This is a genomic window from Micromonospora sp. CA-244673, assembly GCF_050948395.1.
In the GTDB taxonomy this organism is placed as follows: domain Bacteria; phylum Actinomycetota; class Actinomycetes; order Mycobacteriales; family Micromonosporaceae; genus Micromonospora.
This window is the reverse complement of the sequence record NZ_CP192019.1, coordinates 5393018-5416153: the sequence shown is the minus strand read 5'-3', so window position 1 is coordinate 5416153 and position 23136 is coordinate 5393018. Positions and strand designations below refer to the sequence as shown.

At 77.1% G+C, this 23136-nt stretch carries 21 protein-coding genes and 1 pseudogene; 10 read left to right on the top strand and 12 right to left on the bottom strand.

Annotated features, from left to right (window positions below):
- Positions 1-143: 143 nt before the first annotated feature.
- Positions 144-1226 carry a polyprenyl synthetase family protein gene (locus ACQP12_RS24680; RefSeq protein ID WP_433289422.1) on the bottom strand — a complete coding sequence of 361 codons (1083 nt, stop codon included), beginning with the start codon at positions 1224-1226 and terminating at the stop codon, positions 144-146.
- A gap of 306 nt (positions 1227-1532) precedes the next feature.
- Positions 1533-1709 (bottom strand): annotated as a pseudogene (locus ACQP12_RS24675) (helix-turn-helix domain-containing protein); the annotation flags it as partial.
- Positions 1710-1937: 228 nt separating this feature from the next.
- Between ACQP12_RS24675 and metF the strand changes: the two are divergent.
- Together metF and ACQP12_RS24665 are read left to right on the top strand one after the other, a co-directional pair.
- Complete coding sequence (gene metF / locus ACQP12_RS24670; protein WP_357939832.1) at positions 1938-2855, top strand: methylenetetrahydrofolate reductase [NAD(P)H]; 918 nt, start codon at positions 1938-1940, stop codon at positions 2853-2855.
- Positions 2856-2899: 44 nt separating this feature from the next.
- Positions 2900-3589 carry a CDP-alcohol phosphatidyltransferase family protein gene (locus ACQP12_RS24665; RefSeq protein ID WP_357939834.1) on the top strand — a complete coding sequence of 230 codons (690 nt, stop codon included), beginning with the start codon at positions 2900-2902 and terminating at the stop codon, positions 3587-3589.
- An 18-nt stretch (positions 3590-3607) separates the two neighbouring features.
- Here ACQP12_RS24665 and ACQP12_RS24660 read toward each other — a convergent pair whose 3' ends face one another.
- From ACQP12_RS24660 to ACQP12_RS24630, 7 genes are all read right to left on the bottom strand, one after another.
- Positions 3608-5095, bottom strand: a complete 1488-nt coding sequence (locus ACQP12_RS24660; protein ID WP_433282384.1) for a phytoene desaturase family protein — start codon at positions 5093-5095, stop codon at positions 3608-3610.
- A gap of 11 nt (positions 5096-5106) precedes the next feature.
- Positions 5107-6234, bottom strand: a complete 1128-nt coding sequence (locus tag ACQP12_RS24655) for a glycosyltransferase (RefSeq protein WP_433282382.1) — start codon at positions 6232-6234, stop codon at positions 5107-5109.
- Positions 6231-7043 (bottom strand): carotenoid biosynthesis protein, encoded by an 813-nt coding sequence (locus ACQP12_RS24650; RefSeq protein WP_433282380.1) that lies wholly within the window; start codon positions 7041-7043, stop codon positions 6231-6233. The genes ACQP12_RS24655 and ACQP12_RS24650 overlap by 4 nt, the downstream gene beginning before the upstream one ends.
- The gene (locus tag ACQP12_RS24645) at positions 7040-7618 is read right to left on the bottom strand and encodes a GNAT family N-acetyltransferase (RefSeq protein ID WP_433282378.1); all 579 of its coding nucleotides are present in this window, start codon (positions 7616-7618) and stop codon (positions 7040-7042) included. Before ACQP12_RS24645 ends, ACQP12_RS24650 begins: the two co-directional genes overlap by 4 nt.
- Positions 7615-8346, bottom strand: coding sequence for a monooxygenase (locus ACQP12_RS24640; RefSeq protein WP_433282376.1), 732 nt, complete (start codon positions 8344-8346; stop codon positions 7615-7617). Before ACQP12_RS24640 ends, ACQP12_RS24645 begins: the two co-directional genes overlap by 4 nt.
- Positions 8343-8831 carry a YbaK/EbsC family protein gene (locus ACQP12_RS24635; RefSeq protein ID WP_357939846.1) on the bottom strand — a complete coding sequence of 163 codons (489 nt, stop codon included), beginning with the start codon at positions 8829-8831 and terminating at the stop codon, positions 8343-8345. The genes ACQP12_RS24640 and ACQP12_RS24635 overlap by 4 nt, the downstream gene beginning before the upstream one ends.
- A gap of 107 nt (positions 8832-8938) precedes the next feature.
- Complete coding sequence (locus ACQP12_RS24630; RefSeq protein ID WP_433282374.1) at positions 8939-9664, bottom strand: TetR/AcrR family transcriptional regulator C-terminal domain-containing protein; 726 nt, start codon at positions 9662-9664, stop codon at positions 8939-8941.
- 76 nt (positions 9665-9740) lie between these two features.
- Between ACQP12_RS24630 and ACQP12_RS24625 the strand changes: the two genes are divergently transcribed.
- Positions 9741-10931, top strand: a complete 1191-nt coding sequence (locus ACQP12_RS24625; RefSeq protein WP_433282372.1) for an FAD-dependent monooxygenase — start codon at positions 9741-9743, stop codon at positions 10929-10931.
- Here the strand turns inward: ACQP12_RS24625 and ACQP12_RS24620 are convergent.
- Genes ACQP12_RS24620 through ACQP12_RS24610 form a run of 3 tightly spaced genes read right to left on the bottom strand, consistent with a single transcriptional unit; the run spans position 10913 to position 13643 of the window.
- Entirely contained in the window at positions 10913-11713 is an 801-nt protein-coding gene (locus ACQP12_RS24620) for an FAD:protein FMN transferase (RefSeq protein ID WP_433282370.1), read from the bottom strand. The genes ACQP12_RS24625 and ACQP12_RS24620 overlap by 19 nt on opposite strands.
- Before the next feature lie 8 nt (positions 11714-11721).
- The gene (locus ACQP12_RS24615) at positions 11722-12225 is read right to left on the bottom strand and encodes an FMN-binding protein (protein WP_433282368.1); all 504 of its coding nucleotides are present in this window, start codon (positions 12223-12225) and stop codon (positions 11722-11724) included.
- Positions 12226-12245: 20 nt separating this feature from the next.
- A complete protein-coding gene (locus tag ACQP12_RS24610) occupies positions 12246-13643 on the bottom strand; it encodes a ferredoxin reductase family protein (RefSeq protein ID WP_433282366.1) in 1398 nt (465 codons plus the stop codon).
- Positions 13644-14144: 501 nt separating this feature from the next.
- Between ACQP12_RS24610 and ACQP12_RS24605 the strand changes: the two genes are divergently transcribed.
- The 7 genes from ACQP12_RS24605 (at position 14145) to ACQP12_RS24575 (ending at position 23130) form a co-directional block, all read left to right on the top strand.
- Complete coding sequence (locus ACQP12_RS24605; protein WP_357939858.1) at positions 14145-14648, top strand: SAV_6107 family HEPN domain-containing protein; 504 nt, start codon at positions 14145-14147, stop codon at positions 14646-14648.
- A 166-nt stretch (positions 14649-14814) separates the two neighbouring features.
- Entirely contained in the window at positions 14815-15579 is a 765-nt protein-coding gene (locus ACQP12_RS24600) for a hypothetical protein (RefSeq protein ID WP_357939860.1), read from the top strand.
- Positions 15576-17228, top strand: a complete 1653-nt coding sequence (locus ACQP12_RS24595) for a DNA polymerase Y family protein (protein ID WP_433282364.1) — start codon at positions 15576-15578, stop codon at positions 17226-17228. Before ACQP12_RS24600 ends, ACQP12_RS24595 begins: the two co-directional genes overlap by 4 nt.
- A 312-nt stretch (positions 17229-17540) precedes the next feature.
- Positions 17541-20930: an error-prone DNA polymerase gene (locus ACQP12_RS24590; RefSeq protein WP_433282362.1), complete on the top strand. Its 3390-nt coding sequence runs from the start codon at positions 17541-17543 to the stop codon at positions 20928-20930.
- A gap of 96 nt (positions 20931-21026) precedes the next feature.
- The gene (locus ACQP12_RS24585; RefSeq protein WP_313719185.1) at positions 21027-21206 is read left to right on the top strand and encodes a hypothetical protein; all 180 of its coding nucleotides are present in this window, start codon (positions 21027-21029) and stop codon (positions 21204-21206) included.
- Positions 21207-21220: 14 nt separating this feature from the next.
- Positions 21221-21970 carry a methyltransferase domain-containing protein gene (locus tag ACQP12_RS24580; RefSeq protein ID WP_433282359.1) on the top strand — a complete coding sequence of 250 codons (750 nt, stop codon included), beginning with the start codon at positions 21221-21223 and terminating at the stop codon, positions 21968-21970.
- Positions 21967-23130 (top strand): alkaline phosphatase family protein, encoded by a 1164-nt coding sequence (locus ACQP12_RS24575; protein ID WP_433282357.1) that lies wholly within the window; start codon positions 21967-21969, stop codon positions 23128-23130. Before ACQP12_RS24580 ends, ACQP12_RS24575 begins: the two co-directional genes overlap by 4 nt.
- The last annotated feature ends 6 nt before the right edge of the window (positions 23131-23136 follow it).

Here is a 23136-nt window from a genome sequence, read left to right as displayed (position 1 = left end):
GGGCCGGGCCGGGGCCGGGCCGCCTCCGCTGATCATGAAGTTGTTGCCACGACACGCCGGAGAAAAGGGCAACAACTTCATGATCGACCGGGCTGGGGGGGCGCGGGGCCGCCCGAGGGCCGCGAGGGCCGGGGCGGGTGGGGTCAGCCGGTGCGGCGGGTGGCGGCTATGGCCAGGTCGACCAGGGACTGGCGGGCCTCGGTTTCCAGGTCGACCGCCGTCAGGGCCGCCAGGGCGCTCTCGGTGAGGGCGGTGATGCGCCGCTCGGTGCGCTCGAGCGCGCCGCTCGCCGTGATCAGCTCGCGCAGGCGGGCCACCCCGGCGGCGTCCAGCCCGGGGTCGCCGAGGCCGCCGAGCAGCAGCTCCCGGCCGGCGTCGTCGAGCGCCTCGAGGGCCGCGGCCACCAGGTACGTCCGCTTGCCCTCGCGCAGGTCGTCGCCGGCCGGCTTGCCGGTGCGCTCCGGATCGCCGAACACCCCCAGCACGTCGTCGCGGAGCTGGAACGCCTCGCCCAGCGGCAGCCCGTACGCCGAGTAGGCCGCGTGCACCTCGGCCGGGGCGTCGGCCAGCGCGGCGCCGAGCAGCAGCGGCCGCTCGACGGTGTACTTCGCCGACTTGTAGCGGGCCACCTTGCCGGCCCGTTCGAGCGAGGTGTCCCCGGTGGCCTGGGTGAGCACGTCCAGGTACTGCCCGACGGTCACCTCGGTGCGCATCTCGTCGAAGACCGGCCGGGCCCGGGCCACCGTGCGCGGGTCCAGGCCGGCGGAGTGCAGCAGCTCGTCGGACCAGACCAGGCAGAGGTCGCCCAGCAGGATGGCCGCCGCGTCGCCGAACCCGTCCGGGTCGCCGCTCCAGCCGGCCGCGCGGTGCCGGGCGGCGAACCGCCGGTGCATCGCCGGCTCGCCCCGCCGGGTGTCCGAGCGGTCCATGAGGTCGTCGTGGATCAGCGCGCTGGCCTGCACGAACTCCAGGGCGGTCAGGGCGGCGACCACCTGGTCGGAGTCGACCCCGCCGGCGCCCCGGTAGCCCCAGTAGCCGAAGGCCGGGCGCAGTCGCTTCCCGCCGCCCAGCACGAACGCCTCGATCGCCTCGGCGACGGGCACCAGGCCGTCGTCGAGGGTGGTCAGCCAGCCGCGCTGGCCGGCGAGGAACTCGGTGAGGGCCTTGTCGATCCGCTGGCGCAGGCCGGCGCGGTCGACGGGGGACACGGGAGCAGCGTGGGTCACCCGCACGACGCTAGCCGGTCCCCGCCGGTCGCGCCCTACCCCCGCCCCGGCGTGCCGCGCGCGACGTGGGCCGGGCTCGGCCCGCCGGCGCCGCCCGGGGGCCACCCGCCGGCTCGACCGGACGGCGGGGGCGGGCCGCCCCGGACGGCCTGCGCCGTCCTGGCCGGCGTGCGGGCGGGCCGCCCCGGACGGTCCGGCGTCGTGCCGGCCGGCACCGCCCCGGGCCGGGCGGCTGCGCGCGGCGGCCTCGGCGAGCAGTTCGCCCGGCACGCCGAGGACCACCGCAAGCCAGCCGGACCAGAAGTCGCCGGGGAGCCGGCGCTGCCGCTCCCACCGGGACACCTCGTGCCGGGTGAGGGTCGGCACGCCGGCGGCGGCGCACAGCTCGGCGGCGACCCGCTGCTGGCTCCAGCCGCGGGTGGTCCGCAGCTCGGCCAGGAGCGGCCCGAGCGGGCGCGGGCCGGGTGGCGGGGACGGGATCATCGGGTCCTCCCGAGGCGACGGCGCGGGCGGCGACGCGGACGCCCGGCGGTGCCGGGCCGGCGCGTGGCCGATCGTGGCGACCCCCGCGCGGGCCCCCCGGGACCGGCCAATGGCCGGCCCCACCGCGCTGCCCCCTTCCTACCCCCGGGGTACGACGCCGCGCCGCCCTCGTGTTCGCGGGCTGGGAAGATCCTGGGTCGGCCCGGACCCGCCGGTTACAGTCGGTCCGTGGCGCTCGGTCTTCCCTCGGTCCTCCCCAATCCCCAGCCGGCCATCGGGGAGCTGATCCGTGCCGGCCGGCCCACGTTCTCCTTCGAGTTCTTCCCCCCGAAGACCCCGCAGGGGGAGCGCCTGCTCTGGCAGGCCATCCGCGAGCTGGAGTCGCTGCGCCCCTCGTTCGTCTCGATCACCTACGGCGCGGGCGGCTCGACCCGGGACACCACGGTCGCGGTGACCGAGCGGATCGCCACCGAGACGACCCTGCTGCCGATGGCGCACCTCACGGCGGTCGACCACTCGGTCGCCGAGCTGCGGCACGTCATCGGCCGGCTGGCCTCGGTGGGGGTGCGCAACGTGCTGGCCGTGCGCGGCGACCCGCCCGGCAACCCGGGCGGCGAGTGGGTCCGGCACCCGGAGGGCGTGCGGTACGCCGAGGAGCTGGTCCGGCTGGTGCGGGACGCCGGCGACTTCAGCGTCGGGGTGGCCGCGTTCCCCTACAAGCACCCGCGCTCGCCCGACGTGGCCAGCGACACCGCGCACTTCGTCCGCAAGTGCCGGGCCGGCGCCGAGTTCGCGATCACCCAGATGTTCTTCGACGCCGACGACTACCTGCGGCTGCGCGACCGGGTGGCCGCCGCCGGCTGCGACACGCCGATCCTGGCCGGGGTGATGCCGGTGACCCAGCTCGGCACCATCGAGCGGTCCGTGCAGCTCTCCGGCGCGCCCTTCCCGCCGGCCCTCGCGGAGCGGTTCGCCGCGGTGGCCGACGACCCGGAGGCGGTCCGCCGGCTCGGCATCGAGCAGGCGAGCGAGATGTGCGCGAAGCTGCTGGACGAGGGCGTGCCGGGGATCCACTTCATCACCCTCAACCGGTCCACGGCCACCCGGGAGGTCTGGCAGCGCCTGCGCGCCGACGCGCGGGTGTGAGCACCCGGCCCACGACACCGCCGCCGCCCTTCTACGGTTGATCCGTGGTGGGCACACAGCTGAACTGGGACCAGTACGCGACCGCGTGGGCGCGTCTGCACGGCGGCTTCGATCCCCGGGTGGCCGCGCCGGTGGTCCGCGCCTGGCTGCGCTTCGCCTACCACGTGGGCTACATCCTGGGCCGGCTGCGGGTCGGCCCCACCCCGGTGACCGTGGTGGGCGTGCTGCTCTGCGTCTGCGTACCCCTGCTGGTGGGGCGGGCGGGCGACGGGCCGTTCCTGGGCGCGCTGTTCGTGCTGCTGGCAGCCGTGGCGGACAGCGTCGACGGCGCCGTGGCGGTGGCGACCAACCGCACCACCCGGCTCGGCTACGTCTACGACTCGGTGGCCGACCGGCTCGGCGAGGCCGCCTGGCTGACCGCGTTCTGGCTGCTCGGCGCGCCCGGCGCGCTGGTCGCCGCGGCCGGGGGGCTGTCCTGGCTGCACGAGTACGTGCGGGCGCGGGCGGTCTCGGCCGGGATGCGGGAGATCGGGGCGGTGACCGTGGGGGAGCGGCCCACCCGGGTGTGCGTGGCCCTGGTCGGGTTGGTGGTCGCGGGGCTCACCGGGCTGATCGACACCGACCTGACCTCCGGCACCATCACCATGGCCACCACGGTCTGGGTGCTGCTGGCCGGCTTCGGCCTCGGCCAGCTGCTCTCCGCCGTCCGCCGCGCCCTGGTCGACGCGGGCTGATCCCCGGCCGGCCGCGCCTTACCAGGCCGGGCCGATGGCGTCGGCGACGATCTCCGCGGACAGCGTGACCATGGGAAGGCCGCCGCCGGGGTGGCTGGAGCCGCCGACCAGCCAGAGCCCGGCCACCGGGCCCCGGTTGGCCGGGCGGAGCAGCCCGCCCGCGGTGCCGTAGATCGCCCCACCCGGTGCGCCGGTCGCCGCGTCCAGGTCGGCCGGGGTGCGGATCTCCCGGAACGCCAGCCGGTCCCGCACGTCCACGCCCCGCTCGGCGAGCACGTCGAGGATCCGGTCCGCGTACGCCTCGGCCAGCCCCGGCCGCCGCCAGTCGACCGCGCCCGCGGCGGTGCCGTGGCGGGCCGCGTTGACCAGCACGAACCACGCCTCGTGCCCGTCCGGGCGGACCGCCGGGTCGTCGGCCACGGTGACGAAGACGGTCGGGTCGGGTGCGGGACGGGCCCGGACGCCCCGCCCCGGGTCCCCGAAGACCGCGTCGAACTCGGCGTCGTGGTCGCGGGGGAAGAAGACGGTGTGGTGGGCCAGCCCGGAGTCGCCGCGGACGCCCAGGAGCAGCACGAACCCGGCCAGGCTGCGGTCGGTGAGCGCGGCCAGCCGGCGCGGGGTGGGCAGCAGGTCCCGGTAGACGGTCAGCGCGTCGACGTTGGCCACCACCACGTCGGCGGGGACGGGGGCGGCCGCCCCGGCCACGCGTACGCCGTGCACCCGGCCGCCGGCCGCGTCGATCCGCGTGACCGTGGCGCCGGTCCGCACCACGACGCCGAGGTCCAGGCAGCGCGACAGCAGCGCGTCGGCCAGGGTGCCCAGCCCGCCGCGCAGGTACCAGCCGCCGTACGCCAGTTCGGCGTAGGGGACGGCGACCAGCGCGGCCGGGGCGCGGCGCGGGTCGGCGCCGGTGTACGTGGCGTAGCGGTCCAGCAGCATCCGCAGCCGCGGGTCGGACAGGTGCCGGCGGCCGAGCCCGCGCAGGGTGCGGCCGGGGCCGATGGCGGCGAGGTCGCCCAGCCGCCAGGCCAGCCCGGCCAGGTCCCGGGGGGAGTCGACGGCGCGGCGCAGCACGTCCCGGTGCGAGGCCGCCCACACCCGGCCGGCCCGCCGCCAGAGCCGCTGCCAGTCGGCGGCGGCCCGGTCGCCGAACGCCGCGCCGACGCGGGCGGTGAACTCGGCCGGGTCGGCGCAGGAGTCCAGGGTGGGACCGTCGCCGGGGAAGACGTGCCGGACGATCGGGTCCAGCGGCACGAGGTCCAGGTATTCGTCGAGCTTCGCGCCGGTCGCCTCGAACAGGTCGTGGAACACCTGGGGCAGGGTGACCAGGCTCGGCCCGGTGTCGAAGAGCCACGACCCCTCATGGGTGTCGTGCCGGTGCCGGCCCAGCTTCCCGCCGACCGTGTCGGCCCGTTCGAGGACGGTGACCTCGTGCCCGGTGACCGCCAGCCGGGCGGCGGCGGCGAGCCCGCCCACGCCGGCGCCGATGACCACGATCCGCGCCATGCCGCCCCCTCCTAGCCGACCGGACGACCCCGCCAGGTGAGCCGGCGTCGCTTCCGCAGATGGTACGACCGCAGGGTCAGCCAACCGAGGACCACGACCGACACGGGGTGTGCCAGCGCGTCGGGCCACGCCCGTCCGCCGGTGGCGTGGGCGCTGACCGCCCGCCCGGCGACGCCGAGCAGGTAGGCGGCCAGCGCGAGCCCGGCCGGCACCGGCGCGCCGGCCAGCAGGGCACCGGCCGCGACCAGCGGGGGAGCGGTGTAGAGCAGGAGCAGCAGGGCGACCACCACCGCGGCGGCGGCCGGGTGCCCGAAGGAGGCCCAGAGCGACTTGGTGTAGCCGTCGCGCAGCTGCGGCCAGTTGTCGTACATCCGGCAGGTGGCCAGCCGGGAGCCGTCGGCCAGGGCGATCCGGCCGCCGGACCGCTTCACCGCCCGGGCCAGCTCGATGTCCTCCAGGACCCGGTCGGCGACCGCGGCGTGCCCGCCGGCCCGCAGGTAGCCGGCCCGGTCCACGACCAGGAACTGCCCGCCGGCCGCCGCGAGCGACGGCCGCGGCGAGCGTTCCATGGCGCGCAGCGGCAGGAAGGTCAGCCACAACCACTGCAGCAGCGGCTGCACCAGCCGGTCGGCCGCCGTCCGCACCACGATCCGGGGGTACGGCGACAGCAGCGTCGCGCCCGCCGCGCGCAACCCGGTCACCGCCGCGGCGACCGCGTACGGGGTGAGGACCACGTCGGCGTCGACGAAGGCCAGCACGGTGGGGGCGGGATCGGTGCGGGTGGCGAGCTGCCAGCAGGCGTGCGGCTTGCCCAGCCAGCCGGGCGGCGGGGCGACCCCGGTGAGCAGGGTGACCCGGGGGTCGCCGCCGGCCACCGCGCGGACCACGTCGGCGGTGCCGTCGGTCGAGCCGTCGTCGAGCACCACGATCCGCAGCTCCGGCACGCCGCGTTGGGCGAGCAGCGCCCGCAGGCACGGGGTGACCCGGTCGGCCTCGTCGCGCAGCGGCAGCAGCACCGCCACCGCCTCGGTGACCTCGACCGGGCCGGCGCCGGGGCGGCGCAGCCACGCGGTGGCGTTGACCAGCGTGTGCGCGGTGAGCGCGGCGACCGCCGCGACCAGGACGAGCGCGGGAATCATGCCGGCGCGTCGACGCGGGGCGCCGGTTGCGCCGCCCCGCGACCGGCCCCGTCCCGGCGGGCGCGCAGCAGCGTCACCGCCAGCGGCGCGGCGGCCACCGCCATCCCGGCCGCGCCCCAGAGCGCCGAGGCGGGCAGCCGGAGGAAGACCGCGTGCGCCAGCACGCTGGAGGTGTACGTCCACAGGTAGAGCGCGAACATCGGTGCGTCCCGGGCGTCGGTGCGGTCGACGGTCGGCCCGGCGAGCGGGCGCAGCGCGGTCATGAGCAGCACCGCGAAGAGCAGCCAGCCGAGGTAGTTGCTGACCGGGATGCCGGGCAGGCCGGGCAGGGCCGGGGTGGCGTCCCGCCAGCGCCAGTAGCCCTCGGCGACCATCTGCGGGTCGAGGAAGAGGTCCCAGGCGGCCAGCCCGACCGCGGCCAGGGCGACCCGGCCCGGGCGGGAGCCGGTGAGCCGGGCCGCGGTGAGCCAGGCCGGCCAGGCCATCCACGTCCAGGCCAGCGGGATGATCAGCGGCACTCCGGCCAGCCTCGGGCCCAGCTCGCCGGAGTAGTCGTAGCTGCCGAACGGGAAGCCGGTGGCCACGCCGAGCGCCTCGATCGCGAAGCCGCCGCCGGTGGCCACGGCGACCAGGGCGAGCGCGGTGCGCGTGCCCCGGCTGAGCAGGGCGTGCCCCACGGAGAGGAGCCAGCCGAGCACCACGGTGGCCACGGTCAGCCCGGCCCGGGTCGCGCCGCCGGTGAGCGGGTAGCAGATCTGGGCCAGGACCAGGACGGCCAGCAGCGCCCAGGGCAGCCGGCCCCGGGTCATGGTTTGTCCGGTGCGGGGGCTCCGCCCGGGCCGGGTGGGGGCAGCGGCAGGTCCCGGCCGAGCACGCCGAACGGCCGCTCGTCGCCGGGGAAGTGGAAGTGGCGCAGGATGTCGACGAAGCCGAACCGGCGGTAGAGCCGCCAGGCCCGGGACTTCTGCTCGTCGGCCTCCGGCGTGGAGAGCAGGGTGGTGCTCCCCTCGGCCATGGTGAGCAGCGCGCGCAGCTGGCCGGCGCCCAGGCCGTGCCCCTGCGCGGGCGGGCGGACGTGCAGCTCGACCACCTCGAAGCAGTGGGTCAGCCAGCGCTGCCGGGCGTCGGCGTCCAGCGCCCGGTGCACCTGGTCGTGCCACCACTGGCCGGCGGCGCCGAGGTAGCCGTACCCGAAGCCGGCCAGGTGTCCCTCGGTGGTCAGGCTGGCGACGGCGCGGAAGCCGGGCCGGCGGACGTGGGTGGCGATGTAGCCGCGCCGGGCCTCCAGCAGGTCGGCGCGGTAGCCCATCGCCTCGCCGTAGACGGCCACCACGTCGTCCAGCCGCCGGACCAGATCGTCCGGCGTCCACCGCACCAACCTCATGCGTTCCCTCTCGCCGTTTCCGGGCTGCTCTCGGGGGCGGCCCACCCCAGCACCGCGCGGTCACCGACCACGTCGACCACCGCGAACCGCGCGAACAGTTCCTCCGCGTACCAGCCCTCGGTGGGGGTACGGGTGATCGCGGTCCGGTGCTCCGGGTGACGGTACGCGAACGCGACGAGGTCCGCCGTGTCGCGCCACACGCTCACCGTGCCCTGCCAGCCCAGCGGGGCCTCGCCGACGCCGAACCGGGCGAGCAGCCCGGGCGCGGCGTGCAGGGCGGTGGCGACCGGCGGGACGGCCCGCCAGAAGGTGGCCGCCCGGCGGGCCCGCAGCCGGGCCCGGGTCAGCGCCAGCACCGGCCCGGCGACCCGGCCGCCGGACGGCTCGCCGAACGGCCGGCGGCCGGACCACTCGCCCCGGCTGGTCAGCGGGCGCAGCTCCACCCGGACGCCGGCCCGGGCGAGCCGGGCCCAGGAGCGGCCGACCGGGGAGGCGTCGAAGCCGGCCGCCGCGGCGGGCGAGTCCCACACCACGAGGGCGGCCCACCGGGTCAGGTCGGCGTCGCCGGGGCCGAACCCGGTGCCGGTCCCGGTGCCGAGCAGCTTGGCGAACCGGACGCCGGGCAGCCGGCGCAGCCGCGCCGGGTGGGCCGCCATCCGGGCCAGCGCCCGGGGGACGGCCGTGCGGGGGATCCGCCACACGTGCAGCGTGACGAGGTCCGGGGTCACGCCACCTCGTGCGGGGTGCCGGAGGTGAGTCGCAGCAGCTCCGCGTGCGTGGTGGGGAAGACCGCCCGCGGCACGCCGCCGGCCGCCCACACCTCGTCGTACGCCGCCAGCGCGGTGTCCACGAGGGTGCGCAGCGGCTGCGGGTGGCCGATCGGGGCGACCCCGCCGATCACCTGCCCGGTGTGCCGCTTGACGAACTCCGGGGTGGCCCGGCGCAGGTGGGTGACCCCGAGGGACGCGGCCAGCCCGGCGGTGTCCACCCGGTGCGCGCCGGACGTGAGCACCAGCAGGGGCGCGTCGTCGGCGTCGAAGACGAGCGAGTTGGCGATGGCGCCGACGCCGACGCCGAGCGCCTCGGCCGCCGCGGCGGCGGTGTGCACGGCCTCGGGCAGCAGGCGGACCTGGCTCGGGCCGCCGGAGCCGTCCCGCGCGCCCGCGTCGTCGAGCGCCCGCTGCACCGCCTGCACGTTCGGGTGTGGCTGCATGCCGTTCATTCTCCCCACCGCGCCCTCCCCACCGCGTCCGGTCCCACCGCCGGGCGCGTCGATCATGAGGTTGTTGTCGCGACACGCCGCTCCGGGTCGCGACAACTTCATGATCGACGGGCCGAGCGGGTGGTGATGAGCGCGTCGATGCCGTCGAGGATCCGCGCCAGGCCGAAGTCGAGGGCCGCGTCGGGGGCCTCCGGGTCGGTGTCGCGCAGGGCGGCGTCCAGCGCCGGGAACCGCTCCTCCCGGCCGCGGATCAGGACGCCGAAGGCGGCCTCCCGGCCCGCGCCGGGCGCGTCGTCGGGCGCCGCGTGCTGGGCCAGGTTGCGGGCGTGCCCGACCAGGAGCACCGCGACGTCGAGCTGCTCGCCGCCGGTCAGCCCGGTGCCGGCGAGGGCGGCGACCACCCGTTCCAGCCAGGCCAGCTCGTTGGGGCCGGGCAGTCGGGGGCCGGCGGTCGCCGCCTGGGCCCAGGGGTGCCGGCGGAACCGGTCGAAGAGCTGCCGCGCCCAGTCGTCGAGCCGGCCGCGCCAGTCGGCCCCGGCCGGCGGTGGGGGCGGCTCGCCGATCGCCGTCTCCAGCATGAGCGCCACCAGTTCGGCGCGGCCGGGCACGTACCGGTAGAGCGCCATCTTGGTGACGTCCAACGACTCGGCGACCCGCTGCATGGTCAGCCCGTCGAGCCCGTCGGTGTCGGCGATGGCGATGCCGGCGCGGGCGATCGCAGCGAGGGTGAGGGTGGGGCGCGGCCCGCGCCGGGGGGCGGTCGGAGCCCCCCACAGCAGCTCGAACAGCCGGCCCTGGTCGACGCCACCGGTCTCCACGGTCACCCCTCTTGTCCTCGGCTCAAAACTGTGTCTAGAGTACTCTGTATCCAAGGGACACAGTTTAGAACCGGGGGAAGACATGCCCACTCCACTTCGCGGTTTCCGCGTGCTCGTCTCCGGCGCCGGGGTGGCCGGCCCGGCGGTCGCCTGGTGGCTGACCCGGCACGGGGCCGAGGTCACCGTCGTCGAGGCCGCGCCCGCGCTGCGGACCAGCGGCTTCGCGGTGGACTTCCGCGGCCCGACCCACCTCGGCGTGCTCGCCGCCATGGGCGTGCTCGACGAGTTGCGCGCGGTGCAGACCCACGCCGGGGCCATGAGCCGGGTGGACGAGCACGACCGGGAGATCTTCCGGCTGCCGGCCGAGTTCGCCGGCGGCGAGCTGGAGGTCCTCCGCCGGGACCTGTCCCGGATCCTCTACGAGCGCGGCGCCGACCGCGTCGGGTACGTGTTCGGCGACCGGATCACCGCGCTCACCGAGACCGCCGACGGCGTGCGGGTCGACCTCGCCCGGGGCGCCTCCCGCACCGTCGACCTGGTGGTCGGGGCGGACGGGCTGCACTCCGGCGTGCGGCGGCTCGCGTTCGGGCCCGAGTCCGCGTACGTCCGCCACCTCGGCTACCACCTGGCCGGCTGGGACGTGCCCGACGACGGCGGCTTCGACACCGTGCCCCGGCAGTACAACGTGCCCGGGCGGATGGCCAGCGTGGCCGCCGACCAGCGCGAGCCGGGTCGGGCGGGCGCCCTCGTCGTGTTCGCCTCGCCCCGGCAGGACCACGAGCGGCTCGACCTCGACCGGCAGAAGGCGTTGATCACCGACGCCTTCGCCGGGCTGGGCTGGCACGTGCCCCGGCTGCTCGCCGGGCTGCGCGCCGCGCCCGAGCTCTACTTCGACGCGATCGCCCGGGTCAGCGTGCCCCGCTGGCACGCCGGCCGGGCGGTGCTGCTCGGCGACGCGGCCTGGGGGGTGACCCTCGGCGGGATGGGGGTCGGCACCGGGCTGGTCGGGGCGTACGTGCTCGCCGGTGAGCTGGCCCTGGCCGGCGGCGACCACCGGGTGGCGCTGCCCGCGTACGAGCGGCGGATGCGGGGCTACGCCGGCCGCTGGCAGCGCGGCGCCAGCCCCGGGCACTTCCTCGCCCCGGCCACCGGCTGGGGGCTGTGGCTGCGGGACCGGCTGCTGGCCACCCGGCCGGTCCAGTCGATGCTGGTCCGCAGCACCGGCTCGCTGGCCACCGAGGCCGACCTGCCCGACTACGCGGCGCGGGTCTGAGCCGCCGGCCGGGAGCCGGGCCAGTCCGGGGTGGTCCGGATCCCGCCGGTGGCGTCCACCAGCAGGGCCGCGTACCCGTCCAGGGTGGCCAGCCAGTCGAGCGCGTCCGCGCCGCGGGCGACGGCCGCGGTGGCGTACACGTCGGCCCACAGCAGCTCGGGGCCGACCACGGTGACCGACCGGACGGCCTCGGCCGGCCGCCCGGCGCGCGGGTCGGTGATGTGCGCGCCGCGCCGCGCGGTGCCGGACGTGGCGACGGCGCCGTGCGGGCGTTCGACGACGTCGAGCAGCCGCTCGGGGCGCTCCGGGTCCTCGATCCCGACCCGCCAGGCCGGCCGGCCCGGCGCGGTGCGCAGCAGCACGTCCCCGCCGGCGTTGAGGCACAGGTCGTGGTCGGGCAGCGCCAGCCAGCGTGCCACCCGCTCCACCGCCCATCCCTTGACCAGGCCGGACGGGTCGAAGCCGGTGCCCCCGCCGGGCAGCGGCAGCCGCCGGGCGTCGAACCACCCGCCGGTGCGGACGCGGGCCGCCTCGCAGCGCTCGACCACCTCGCGCACCAGCGGATCCGCGGCCGCCGGGTCGGGCATCGCCCCGCCGAGCCGGCCCAGCACGCTGTCCGGCCGGTACGTGCTGAACGTCGCGTCCACGTCGCGCAGTTCGGCGAAGACCCGCGCCACCCGCTCGGCCACGGCGTCGGTGCGCACCCCGGGGCCGCGCAGGTGCACGCTCACCGGCAGCCCCATCACCTGCGCCACCCAGGCGCGCCGGTCCGGTTCGGTCACGGTCCCGCTCACTTCAGGTGCGCCGCGTCGATCGCGGACTGGAGGGACTCGCGGTAGCCGTCGCTGGTGACGGTGGCCCCGGAGACCGTGTCGATCCGCGCGCTCTGCGCGGTCAGGGTCTCCTGCCGCAGGATCGGCACGGCGTAGTCGTTGATCTCCTGGTCCCGGTGGTTGCCGTCGGGCACCTGCACCGCGGTGACGTGGGTGATCTTCCCGCCGGAGACGGTGATCTCCACCTGCACCGGCCCCCACCGGGTCTGCGCCACCGACCCGGTGGCCGTGCCGCTGCCGCCGCTGACCCGGCCGCCGCCGCTGTCGTCGCCGCCGCTGTCGTCGCCGGTCGAGGAGCCGGTGCCGTCGCTCGTGCCGCGCCAGGTGCTGCCGGTCGAGCCGTCCGCGCCCGAGGTGATCGCGCTGCTCTCCCCGCCCGCGCCCATGGTGCTGGTCCGGTAGCTGAACAGCAGCACCAGCGCCGCCACGGTGGAGAGCAGCCAGCCGGTGATCCGTCGCACGGATCCTCCCTTCGCGCCTGTCACCAGGCGAAACGTTCGTGATGGACGTGCGCGTCGGGGACCCCCGCCGCGCGGATCGCGGCGCGGGCGGCGTCGACCCAGCCGTCCGGTCCGCAGAGGAAGACGTCGTGGCCGGCGACGCCGGGGGAGAGCCGGCGCAGCGCCTCCGCGTCGGAGAGCCCCTCGGCGTAGGCCGGCAGCCAGGACGGGCGCGCCGCCCGGGGGCCGACGAGGTGGTGCACGACCAGCCCGCGCTCGGCGGCGAGCCGGTCCAGCTCCGCCCGGAAGGCCAGGTCGGCGGGGGTACGCGCGCGGTAGAGCAGCACCGCCCGGCCGGGCGCGTACGGCAGTTCCCAGAGCAGCGCCAGCAGCGGGGTGATGCCGACCCCGCAGGCCAGCATGGTGATCCCGCCGCCGCGCCAGTGCTCCCCGGTGAGCCGCCCGTACGGCCCCTCGACGAGCACCCGCGTGCCGGGGCGCAGGGCGGCCACCCGGGCGCTGCCGTCGCCCAGGTCCTTGACCGTGATCCGCATGAGGTCGCCGTTCGGTGGCGCGGACAGCGAGTACGGGTGGGCCCGGGACCAGCCGGGGCCGTCCAGGAACCGCCAGAGCAGGAACTGCCCGGCCCGGACGGGCAGCCGGTGCAGGTCGCGCCCGCGCAGCCAGACCGAGGTGATCCCGGGTGCCTCGGGGACCACGGCGGCCACCTCGATCCGGTGCCGCAGGGAACGCCAGGCGGGCAGCCCGAGCCGCCAGACCAGCACGCTGGCCAGCGCCAGCAGGTAGACGGTCCACCAGTAGGCGCGGGCCAGCGGCGAGGCGACGAAGTCGGCGCCGGTCCAGAGCTGGTGCGGCAGCGCCAGCGCGACGCCCAGATAGGCGTACAGGTGCAGCAGGTGCCAGGACTCGTAGCGCAGCCGGCGCCGGGCCGCGCGGACCGAGGTCACCACCACGAGCACCAGCAGGGCCAGCGCCGCGGTGGCCAGCAGCATCCCCGGGTACGTGACGACGAGGTCCCAGGTCTCGGCGAGCACCCCCCGGCGGGCGGTGCCGGCGTACCCGAGGACGGTCAGCAGCACGTGCGCCAGGAGCAGGTGGAACGAGGTGAAGCCGGTGAGCCGGTGCCAGCGGGCGATCCGGTCCTGGCCGAAGCGCCGCTCGATCAGCGGCACCCGGGCCATGAGCACCACCTGGACGAGCATCAGGTCGGCGCTGACCAGGCCGGCGAGCCGGCCGAGCGAGGTGAGGCCGGTGGCCCCGCCGCCCAGCAGTTCCTGCACGCCGCGGTCCGCGGTCCAGAGCGCGGTGACCACGAGCAGGCTGAGCGCCGCGGCGCTGGCGGCCACGTCGGCCCACCAGGCGGGGGCCGCCGGCAGGGCCCGGCGCGGGGTCCGCCGGCCGGCGACGGCGGCGGTCACCGGGGGTTCTTCTCGGTACGGCTGGCGTTCATGTCGTCAACCCTGGAGCCCGGAGTTCGGCGGCTCCTTTGTCGATGCTGTGCGCGCCCTGAGAATCCGCCGTCTTCCCCGGCGCGTCACACGTTGCGTTTTCGTCGGAGGGGGGGTGTACTGTCAGGGCAGTTAGAACGAGTGTTCGATTCAGTCGTACGCTCGTTCCAACGTCCGGGAGCGGTGTTTCGCGGCTCCGGCTCCCGGGAGGTGCGGTTCCGCGGACCGCACCGGGCTCCGGACAGTCGCGAGTCCGGACCCGTCAAGGCAGGATCGTCGCCCGCCGCCCACGACCCCCGGGCGGCGGGCGACGGACCCGCCGGTACGCCGGCCGGGTGTGGTGTGGGGAAGCGTCCACACCCGGCCGGCCCCACCGGGTGCGTCTTCCTCCGCACCGCCCGTTCCGGGCGTCCCGGGCGACGGATCCCCGTCGCGCGGCCGCCCCGCCCCGGCCCACGCGGAGGAGAGACCATGTCGACCAGTCCGGCCCAGGCGCCCACGGTGCCCGCGCACGTGCTGCCGCACCGCACCCCCGCCCAGCTGCTCGTGGTGGCCCGCCACGGCCTGGCCGAGGCAGCCCGGACCCGCCCCGACGGCCTCCGGTACGCCGCCGCCCACCTCGCCGCGCTGCGCGCCGCCGCCGCCCTGCTGGCCGCCCGCGCCCGCCCCGCACCGACCCGGCGCAACCGGATCACCAGCGTCTGGGTGCTGCTCGCCGCCGTCGCCCCCGAGCTGGACGAGTGGGCCGCCTACTTCGCCGCCGGGGCCAGCAAGCGGGCCGCCGCCGAGGCCGGCATCCCCCGGGTGGTCACCGCCCGGGAGGCCGACGACCTGCTCCGCGCCGCCGAGGAGTTCGTGACCGTGGTGGAGACCGCGCTCGGCCTGGCCCACCAACCGGCGCTCGACGGGCTGCACAGGCCGCTCGGTCGCGGCGGGCCTGACGCCACGCCGCGACCCGGAGCAGCCGCCGCCTGAGTCGTGGCGCCCGGCCACCACCGGCGGGACCCCGGGTGGCCGGGCGCCACTCCCGGCGCCGGCGAGCACGCCGCGCCGGGCCGCTGACCGCGTCCCGCACCGCACGATCCACAGCACCATCCACGGGCCGGTGCCCGTGGCCGAAACACGACGGGGGGTTGGTCCGATGGCGGGCCGCATGGTGGTCGGTTCCGCCGCCCTTGCCGATCTGGTACGCCCGGCCAGCGCGCCCGACCCGGCGGGCGGCCACCGGGTGCTCCCCGTCCGGCCCGAGCTGACCGGGCTGCTGCCCAACCGCGGGCTGCGGCGCGGCAGCACCATCGCGGTCGGCGCCGGCCAGCCCCGCCGCAGCGGCGCCACCTCCCTGATCCTCGCCCTGCTCGCCGAGGCGTCCCGGGCCGGCTCGTGGTGCGCCGTGGTCGGTGTGCCCACCTTCGGGGCCGGCGCGGCGGCCGAGGCCGGCATCGCCCTGGACCGGCTCGCCCTGGTGCCGAACCCCGGGCCGGAGTGGCCCACCGTCGTCGCGGCGCTCATCGACGGGGTCGACGTGGTGGTCACGGCCGTGCCGACCACGGTCTCCGCCTCGGTCGCCAACCGGCTGGCCGCCCGGGCCCGGCAGCGCGGCAGCGTGCTCGTCCCGTACGGCCGGTGGGACGGCGCGGACGTGACGCTCCAGGTGGTCCGCGGGGTCTGGGAGGGGCTCGGGCCCGGCCGGGGCCGGCTGCGCCGCCGGGAGGTGACCGTCTCGGCCCGCGGCCGGGGCGCGGCCGCCCGCCCCAAGGAGATCAAGGTCTGGCTGCCCGGCGACGAGCTGACCCGGGTGATCCCCCGGTCGACCGGCGCCGGCGCCGTCCGCACCGCCGGCCGCCGGCTCAGCGTGGTGGCCCCGGCCGCCGCCGTCCGGCCGCTCACCGTGGTCGGGTCGGCATGAGCGGTGCGCCGGCGCGGACCCTGCTGCTCTGGTGCCCGGACTGGCCGGTCCTCGCCGCCGAGATCGTCGACGGGGTGCCGGCCACCGACCCGGTCGTGGTGCTGCACGCCAACCGGGTGGTCGCCTGCTCCGAGCGGGCCCGCGCCGAGGGCGTGCGCCGGGGGCTGCGCCGGCGGGAGGCGCAGGGGCGCTGCCCCCAGCTCACCGTCGTCGACCACGATCCCGCCCGGGACGCCCGGGCGTTCGAGCCGGTGGTGGCCGCCGTCGAGGAGGTGGTCGCCGGGGTCGAGGTGATCCGCCCTGGGGCCTGCGCGCTGGCCGCCCGGGGCCCCAGCCGCTACCTCGGCGGCGAGGAGGCGGCGGCCGAGCGGATCGTCGAGCACGTCGCCCAGACCTGCGCGGTGGAGAGCCAGGTCGGCATCGCCGACGGGGTCTTCGCCGCCGGGCTGGCCGCCCGGGACGGGCGGATCGTGGCCCCCGGCGGGACCCCGGAGTTCCTGGCCGGCCTGCCCGTCGAGGCGCTCGGCCGGCCCGCCCTGACCGACCTGCTGCGCCGGCTGGGCGTGCGCACCCTCGGCGACTTCGCCGCGCTGCCCCCCGGGGACGTGCTGGCCCGGTTCGGCTTCGACGGGGCGCTGGCCCACCAGCTCGCCGCCGGCCGGGACCACCGGCCGCTCGCGGTCCGGCAGCCGCCCGCCGACCTGACCGTCACCGCCGACCACGACGAGCCGATCGACCGGGTCGACGCCGCGGCGTTCGCCGCCCGGACGCTCGCCGAACAGTTGCACGAGCGGCTGGCCGCGCACGGGCTGGCCTGCACCCGGCTCGGCATCGAGGCGGTCACCGCGCACGGCCAGGAGCTGCACCGGGTCTGGCGGCACGACGGCCTGCTCACCGCCGCGGCCATCGCCGACCGGGTCCGCTGGCAGCTCGACGGCTGGCTCTCCGGCAGCAACGGCCGGGGCGGCGCCCGCCCGGCCCGCCCCACCGCCGGGATCATCCGGCTGCGGCTGGTGCCGGACGGGGTGCTCGCCCAGGCCGGCCTGCAACCCGGCCTGTGGGGGGAGACGGGCGAGGAGCGGGAGCGGGCGCACCGCGCGTTGAGCCGGGTGCAGGGCATCCTCGGTCCCGAGGCGGTGGTCACCGCCGTGCTCGGCGGCGGGCGCTCCCCGGCCGACCAGGTGCGCCTGGTCCCGTGGGGCGACGAGCGCCTGCCCGCCCGCCCCGGCCCGCCACCCCTGCCGACCGCCGAGCCCCCGCCGTCCGCTGCCGCACCCGAACGGGCCGTGTCCATTCGTTCCCGGGCGGCGGCGGTCCCAGTGCCGCCGTGGCCGGGGCGGATCCCGCCGCCCGCGCCGGCCGTGGTGCTGCCCACCCCGCTGCCGGCCGCCGTGCACGACGCCGCCGGCGAGCCGGTCGTGGTCAGCGCCCGGCTGGCGGTCAGCGCCGCGCCGGCCCGGCTGACCGTCGGCGCCGGCCGGCCGGCCGAGATCGTCGGCTGGGCCGGCCCGTGGCCGGTGGACGAGCGCTGGTGGGCACCGGCCGAGGCCCGCCGCCGGGCCCGGTTCCAGGTCTGCCTGGCCGACGGGGCCGCCCTGCTGCTCGCGGTCGAGGGCGGCCAGTGGCTGGTGGAGGCGATCTATGACTGAGCGGCGTGCCTCGGCTGCGCGGCGTGCCTCGGCTGCGCGGCACGCCGACGTGCCGCGTTGGCTCCTACCCGCTGGAGACTACGAACTTGATGACGTGAACGGATCGCCGCCTGCTCCCGCGTCTGCTCCCGCGTCTGCGCCCGCTTCCGCTTCCGCTTCCGCGTCCGCGATTCATTCGCGTCATCAAGTTTGTAGTCGGCCAACGGTCATCCGCCTCCCGGCGAGGGTGGAGTCAGATCTTGGAGGAATTCGGCCCCTCTGGGGGCCGCGAGGTTCCAAGATCTCGACGCGGAACCGCCCAGGAGGCGGCCGGTGAGCTTCCACAACCCGAAGATGCCCTGGTCCGAGCTGGAGCAGGTGCTCTCCGGGCGGCCCGAGGGGCGGTCCGGCGGGCGGCCCGGCAAGGGACGGCCCAGGGGCGAGCGGCACCTGCACGTGGTGGACCCGCTCGCGGTCGACGCCGACGGCGGCGACTCCCCGGCGTGGAGCCGCAAGCGGCAGCAGTACGCGCCGCCCGAGCTGCCCCGCCCCGACGACACGGTGCCCTACGCGGAGCTCCACGCGCATTCCAACTTCAGCTTCCTCGACGGCGCCAGCCACCCGGAGGAGCTGGCCGAGGAGGCCGCCCGGCTGGGGCTCACCGCGCTCGCCGTCACCGACCACGACGGCTTCTACGGCGTGGTGCGTTTCGCCGAGGCGGCCCGCGCGCTGCACCTGCCGACGGTCTTCGGCGCGGAGCTCTCCCTCGGGCTGCCCGGCCCGCAGAACGGCGAGCCGGACCCGCACGGCGCGCACCTGCTGGTGCTGGCTCACGGCCACGAGGGGTACGCCCGGCTCGCCGCCACCATCGCCCGGGCGCAGCTGCGCGGCGGGGAGAAGGGCCGCCCGGTCTACGGCGAGCTGGAGGAGGTCGCCGCCGAGCTGCGCGACCACGTGCTGGTGCTCACCGGCTGCCGCAAGGGGCACGTGCCCGGCGCGCTGCTCACCGAGGGTGTCGACGCGGCGGCCCGGGAGCTGGACCGGCTCACCGCGCTCTTCGGCGCCGAGACGGTGGCGGTGGAGTTGACCGACCACGGCCACCCGCTCGACGCCGACCGCAACGACGCGCTGGCCGAGCTGGCCGCCGCGGCGGGGCTGCCCACGGTGGCCACCAACAACGTGCACTACGCCGCCCCGGGGCGGCGCCGGCTGGCCACCACCGTGGCGGCGGTGCGGGCCCGGCGCAGCCTGGACGAGATCGACGGCTGGCTGCCCGCCGCCGCCACCGCCCACCTGCGCAGCGGCGCGGAGATGGCGGCGCGGTTCGCCGCGTACCCGGGTGCGGTGGCCCGGGCCGCCGAGTTCGGCGCGGAACTCGCCTTCGACCTGCAACTGGTCGCGCCGCAGCTGCCGGCGTACCCGGTGCCGCCGGGGCACACCGAGATGAGCTGGCTGCGCCACCTCACCATGGCCGGCGCCCGGGAGCGCTACGGCCCGCCCGAGGCGCACCCGGAGGCGTACGCGCAGCTGGAGCACGAGCTGCGCATGATCGAGGACCTGGGCTTCCCCGGCTACTTCCTGGTGGTCTACGACATCGTCGCGTTCTGCCGGGAGCAGGACATCTACTGCCAGGGCCGGGGCTCGGCGGCCAACTCGGCGGTCTGCTACGCGCTGCGGATCACCAACGTGGACGCGGTGCGGCACCGGCTGCTCTTCGAGCGGTTCCTCGCCCCCGAGCGGGACGGCCCGCCCGACATCGACGTGGACATCGAGTCCGACCGCCGGGAGGAGGTGATCCAGCACGTCTACGCCCGGTACGGCCGGGAGCACACCGCCCAGGTCGCCAACGTCATCTCCTACCGGCCGCGGTCGGCGGTGCGGGACGTGGCCAAGGCGTTCGGCTTCTCGCCCGGGCAGCAGGACGCCTGGAGCAAGCAGATCGACCGCTGGGGCTCGGTCGCGGCGGTCGACGTGGAGGACATCCCCGAGCAGGTGGTGGCGTACGCCAACGAGCTGCAGACGTTCCCCCGGCACCTGGGCATCCACTCCGGCGGCATGGTGATCTGCGACCGGCCGGTGATCGAGGTCTGCCCGGTGGAGTGGGGGCGGATGCCCGGCCGCAGCGTGCTCCAGTGGGACAAGGACGACTGCGCCGCCGTCGGCCTGGTCAAGTTCGACCTGCTCGGCCTCGGCATGCTCTCCGCGCTGCACTACGGCTACGACCTGATCGGCATGAGCCTCGACCTGGGCGACATGACCCTGGACGACCCCGAGGTCTACGACATGCTCTGCCGGGCCGACTCGGTCGGGGTGTTCCAGGTGGAGAGCCGCGCCCAGATGGCCACCCTGCCCCGGCTCAAGCCCCGCGAGTTCTACGACCTGGTGGTGGAGGTGGCGCTGATCCGTCCCGGCCCCATCCAGGGCGGCTCGGTGCACCCGTACATCCGGCGCAAGAACGGCCAGGAGCCGGTGACCTTCGCGCACCCGCTGATGCGCAACGCGCTGGAGAAGACCCTCGGCGTGCCGCTGTTCCAGGAGCAGCTCATGCAGCTCGCCATCGACCTGGCCGGCTTCGACGCGGCCGGGGCCGACCAGCTGCGCCGGGCCATGGGGGCGAAGCGCTCGGTGGAGCGGATGGCGCAGATCGCCGACCGGCTCTACGCCGGGATGGCCGAGCGGGGCATCACCGGCGAGCTGGCCGACGACGTCTACCGCAAGCTCACCGCGTTCGCCAGCTACGGCTTCCCGGAGAGCCACGCCATGAGCTTCGCCTACCTGGTGTACGCCAGCTCCTGGCTGAAGCGCTACCACCCGGGCCCCTTCCTGGCCGCGCTGCTCAACGCCCAGCCGATGGGCTTCTACTCGCCGCAGACCCTGGTCGACGACGCCCGCCGGCACGGCGTCGAGGTCCGCCGGCCGGACATCAACGCCAGCGGCGCGAAGGCGGTGCTGGAATCCACCCCGGAGACCCGGTGGGGAAGCCAGCCGGGCGAGCCGCCGCACGCCTGGGGGTTGGGCGGCCCGGCGGTCCGGCTGGGGCTGGGCAGCGTGCGTACCCTCGGCGACGACGTGGCCGAGCGGATCGAGGCGGAGCGTACGGCCCACGGGCCGTACCGGGACATGCCGGACCTGGCCCGCCGGGTCGGCCTGACCGCGGCGCACCTGGAGGCGCTGGCCACCGCGGACGCCTTCGCCTGTTTCGGGCTGACCCGGCGGCAGGCCCTCTGGGCCGCCGGCGCGGCGGCGCAGGACCGGCCGGGCCGGCTGCCCGGCACGGTGACCGGCACGACCCCGCCCACCCTGCCCGGAATGGAGGCGGTGGACCGCCTGGTCGCCGACGTCTGGGCCACCGGCCTGTCCCCGGAGAGCCACCCGGCCCGGTTCATCCGGGAGCGGCTGGACGCCCTCGGCGCGGTGCCGATCGCCCGGCTGGGCCGGGTGGAGCCGGGGCAGCGGATCCGGGTCGGCGGGATCGTCACCCACCGGCAGCGCCCGGCGACCGCCGGCGGGGTCACCTTCCTCAACCTGGAGGACGAGACCGGCATGCTGAACATCACTTGCTCCCCGGGGCTCTGGCAGCGCTACCGTCGAATCGCCCGCACCAGCGGCGCGCTGGTGGTGCGGGGTCGGTTGCAGCGGCACGAGGGTGTCATCAGCCTCACCGCGGACCGGCTGGACGCGATCGAGCCGCCCGTCACGCCGGCGTCCCGGGATTTCCGTTGAGCTTAGTGATCCACATTACGGTTTCCGGGCCCCGGAGGCGGGAGACTCCCGGCACGGGTGGGCAGAGTGGCCCACCCGGGTATGGGGGATGAACCGATGACCTTTCACAGCACGTACCCCGGTGGCGTGGCGAACGCCCGGCGGACCCGGCTGGGCGCCGGTTGGGCGCCCACCCACGAGGTGGAGCCGCGGGAATACCAGGTGACCGAGGGGCCGGTGGCCAACGCCCAGCGGTCCCGCGCCGAGGAGGACCCCGCCGGCGGTGGCGAGTCCTGACCCCGGGCCCGGGGGTGACTAGGCTCGGCGGCGTGGACCGCACCCGAACCCTCACCCCCCGCACCGCCGTGATCTGGGCGGTGCTCCGGGCCGAGCTGGACCGGCGGGCCGGCGAGCGGCTCACCGTGCTCGACGTCGGCGGCGGGACCGGCGGCTTCGCCGTCCCGCTCGCCGAGGCCGGCCACCGGGTCACCGTCGTCGACGCCAGCCCCGACGCGCTCGCCGCGCTGACCCGCCGGGCCGCCGAGGCCGGGGTCGCCGAGCGGGTACGCGCCGTGCAGGGCGACGGCGACGCGCTCGCCGGGCTGGTCGAGCCGGCCACCGCCGACCTGGTGCTCTGCCACTCGGTGCTGGAGGTCGTGGACGATCCCGCCCCGGTGGTCGCCGCGCTGGCCGCCGCCCTGCGCCCCGGTGGCGCGGCCAGCGTGCTGGTCGCCGGCCGGGCCGCCGCCGTGCTGGCCCGGGCCATGAACGGCCACCTGGACGTGGCCGCCGCGCTGGCCGCCGACCCGGCCGGCACCGCCGGCCCCCGGGACACCCTGCGCCGCCGCTACGACGCCGACGGCGCCACCGCTCTGCTCGCCTCCGCCGGTCTCACCGTGGAGGAGATCCACGGGGTACGCGTGCTCGCCGACCTGCTCCCCGCCGCCGTGTCGGACGGCCAGCCGGCCGCTCTGGTCGAGCTGGAGCGGGCCCTGGCCGCCCGGCCGCCGTACCGTGACCTCGCCGCCCAGCTGCACCTGTTCGCCCGCCGCCCGGCATGACCGGCCCGGCGGTGGGTCCGCTCGACCGGGTCGCGCCCCGCTACGGCGGCGGCAGCCTGGCCGACGTGCTGCCCAGCGCGCTCGCGCTGCTCGGCGTGCCCGGCGCCGCCGACCTGCTCGGCCTGACGCCCCGGCTGGCCGGGGTGCGGCGGATCGCCGTGCTGCTGGTCGACGGGCTCGGCTGGTACCAGATCCCCACCGCCGCCCCGTACGCGCCGACGCTCGCCGGGTTGGCCGCCACGGTCGGCGTCCCGCTCACCACCGGCTTCCCCTCCACCACCCCGACGAGCCTGGTCAGCCTCGGCACCGGCACCCCGTCGGGCGCGCACGGGGTGCTCGGCTTCAAGGTGCGGGTGCCCGGCACCGACCGGGTGCTCAGCCACATCGAGTGGGCCGGCGACCCGGAGCCGCTGCGCTGGCAGCCCGTCGCCACCTGGTACGAGCGGGCGCGGGCCGCCGGGGTGGCGGTCACCGTGGTCAGCCGCTCCGAGTACGCCGGCAGCGGCCTCACCCTGGCCGCGAACCGGGGCGGCGACTACCGGGGCGCGGCCGGCCCCGACGCGCTCGCCGAGCGGATGCTCGCCGCCCTGTCGGCCGGTTCCGGGCCGACCCTGGTCTCCGGCTACCACCCGGACCTGGACCGGCACGGGCACCTCAGCGGCGTGGACTCCGCGCCCTGGCGGCTGGCCGTCGCCGAGGTGGACCGGCTGCTCGCCCGGCTGGTCGACGGGCTGCCGCCGGACGCCGCGCTGCTGGTCACCGCCGACCATGGGCAGCTCGACGTGCCCGACGAGCACCGGATCGACCTGGACACCGACCCCCGGCTGCGGGCCGGCGTCCGGGTGGTGGCCGGCGAGCCCCGGGTCCGCTACCTGCACGTCGAGCCGGGCGCCACGGCCGACGTGGTGGCCGCCTGGTCGGCGGTGCTGGACGGCGCCGCCCGGGTGCTGACCCGGGCGGAGGCGGTGGCCACCGGCTGGTTCGGCCCGGTGCCGGAGGCGCACCTGGGCCGGATCGGCGACGTGGTGGTGGTCTGCCGCGGCACGTACGCGGTGGTCGCGACCCGCTCGGAGAAGCCGATCGAGTCCCGGCTGGTCGCCTACCACGGCGCGGACACCGCGGCCGAGATGACCATCCCGCTGCTGGTGGTCCGCGGCTGAGCCGCG

Bases quoted from the DNA above. Each gene is read 5' to 3' on its own strand.
- ACQP12_RS24650 (WP_433282380.1), bottom strand. From the start codon at position 7,043: ATGACCCGGGGCCGGCTGCCCTGGGCGCTGCTGGCCGTCCTGGTCCTG.
- ACQP12_RS24625 (WP_433282372.1), top strand. From the start codon at position 9,741: ATGCCCACTCCACTTCGCGGTTTCCGCGTGCTCGTCTCCGGCGCCGGG.
- ACQP12_RS24575 (WP_433282357.1), top strand. From the start codon at position 21,967: ATGACCGGCCCGGCGGTGGGTCCGCTCGACCGGGTCGCGCCCCGCTAC.
- ACQP12_RS24635 (WP_357939846.1), bottom strand. From the start codon at position 8,831: ATGCAGCCACACCCGAACGTGCAGGCGGTGCAGCGGGCGCTCGACGAC.
- ACQP12_RS24655 (WP_433282382.1), bottom strand. From the start codon at position 6,234: ATGATTCCCGCGCTCGTCCTGGTCGCGGCGGTCGCCGCGCTCACCGCG.
- ACQP12_RS24595 (WP_433282364.1), top strand. From the start codon at position 15,576: ATGAGCGGTGCGCCGGCGCGGACCCTGCTGCTCTGGTGCCCGGACTGG.
- ACQP12_RS24600 (WP_357939860.1), top strand. From the start codon at position 14,815: ATGGCGGGCCGCATGGTGGTCGGTTCCGCCGCCCTTGCCGATCTGGTA.
- ACQP12_RS24605 (WP_357939858.1), top strand. From the start codon at position 14,145: ATGTCGACCAGTCCGGCCCAGGCGCCCACGGTGCCCGCGCACGTGCTG.
- ACQP12_RS24585 (WP_313719185.1), top strand. From the start codon at position 21,027: ATGACCTTTCACAGCACGTACCCCGGTGGCGTGGCGAACGCCCGGCGG.
- ACQP12_RS24645 (WP_433282378.1), bottom strand. From the start codon at position 7,618: ATGAGGTTGGTGCGGTGGACGCCGGACGATCTGGTCCGGCGGCTGGAC.
- ACQP12_RS24660 (WP_433282384.1), bottom strand. From the start codon at position 5,095: ATGGCGCGGATCGTGGTCATCGGCGCCGGCGTGGGCGGGCTCGCCGCC.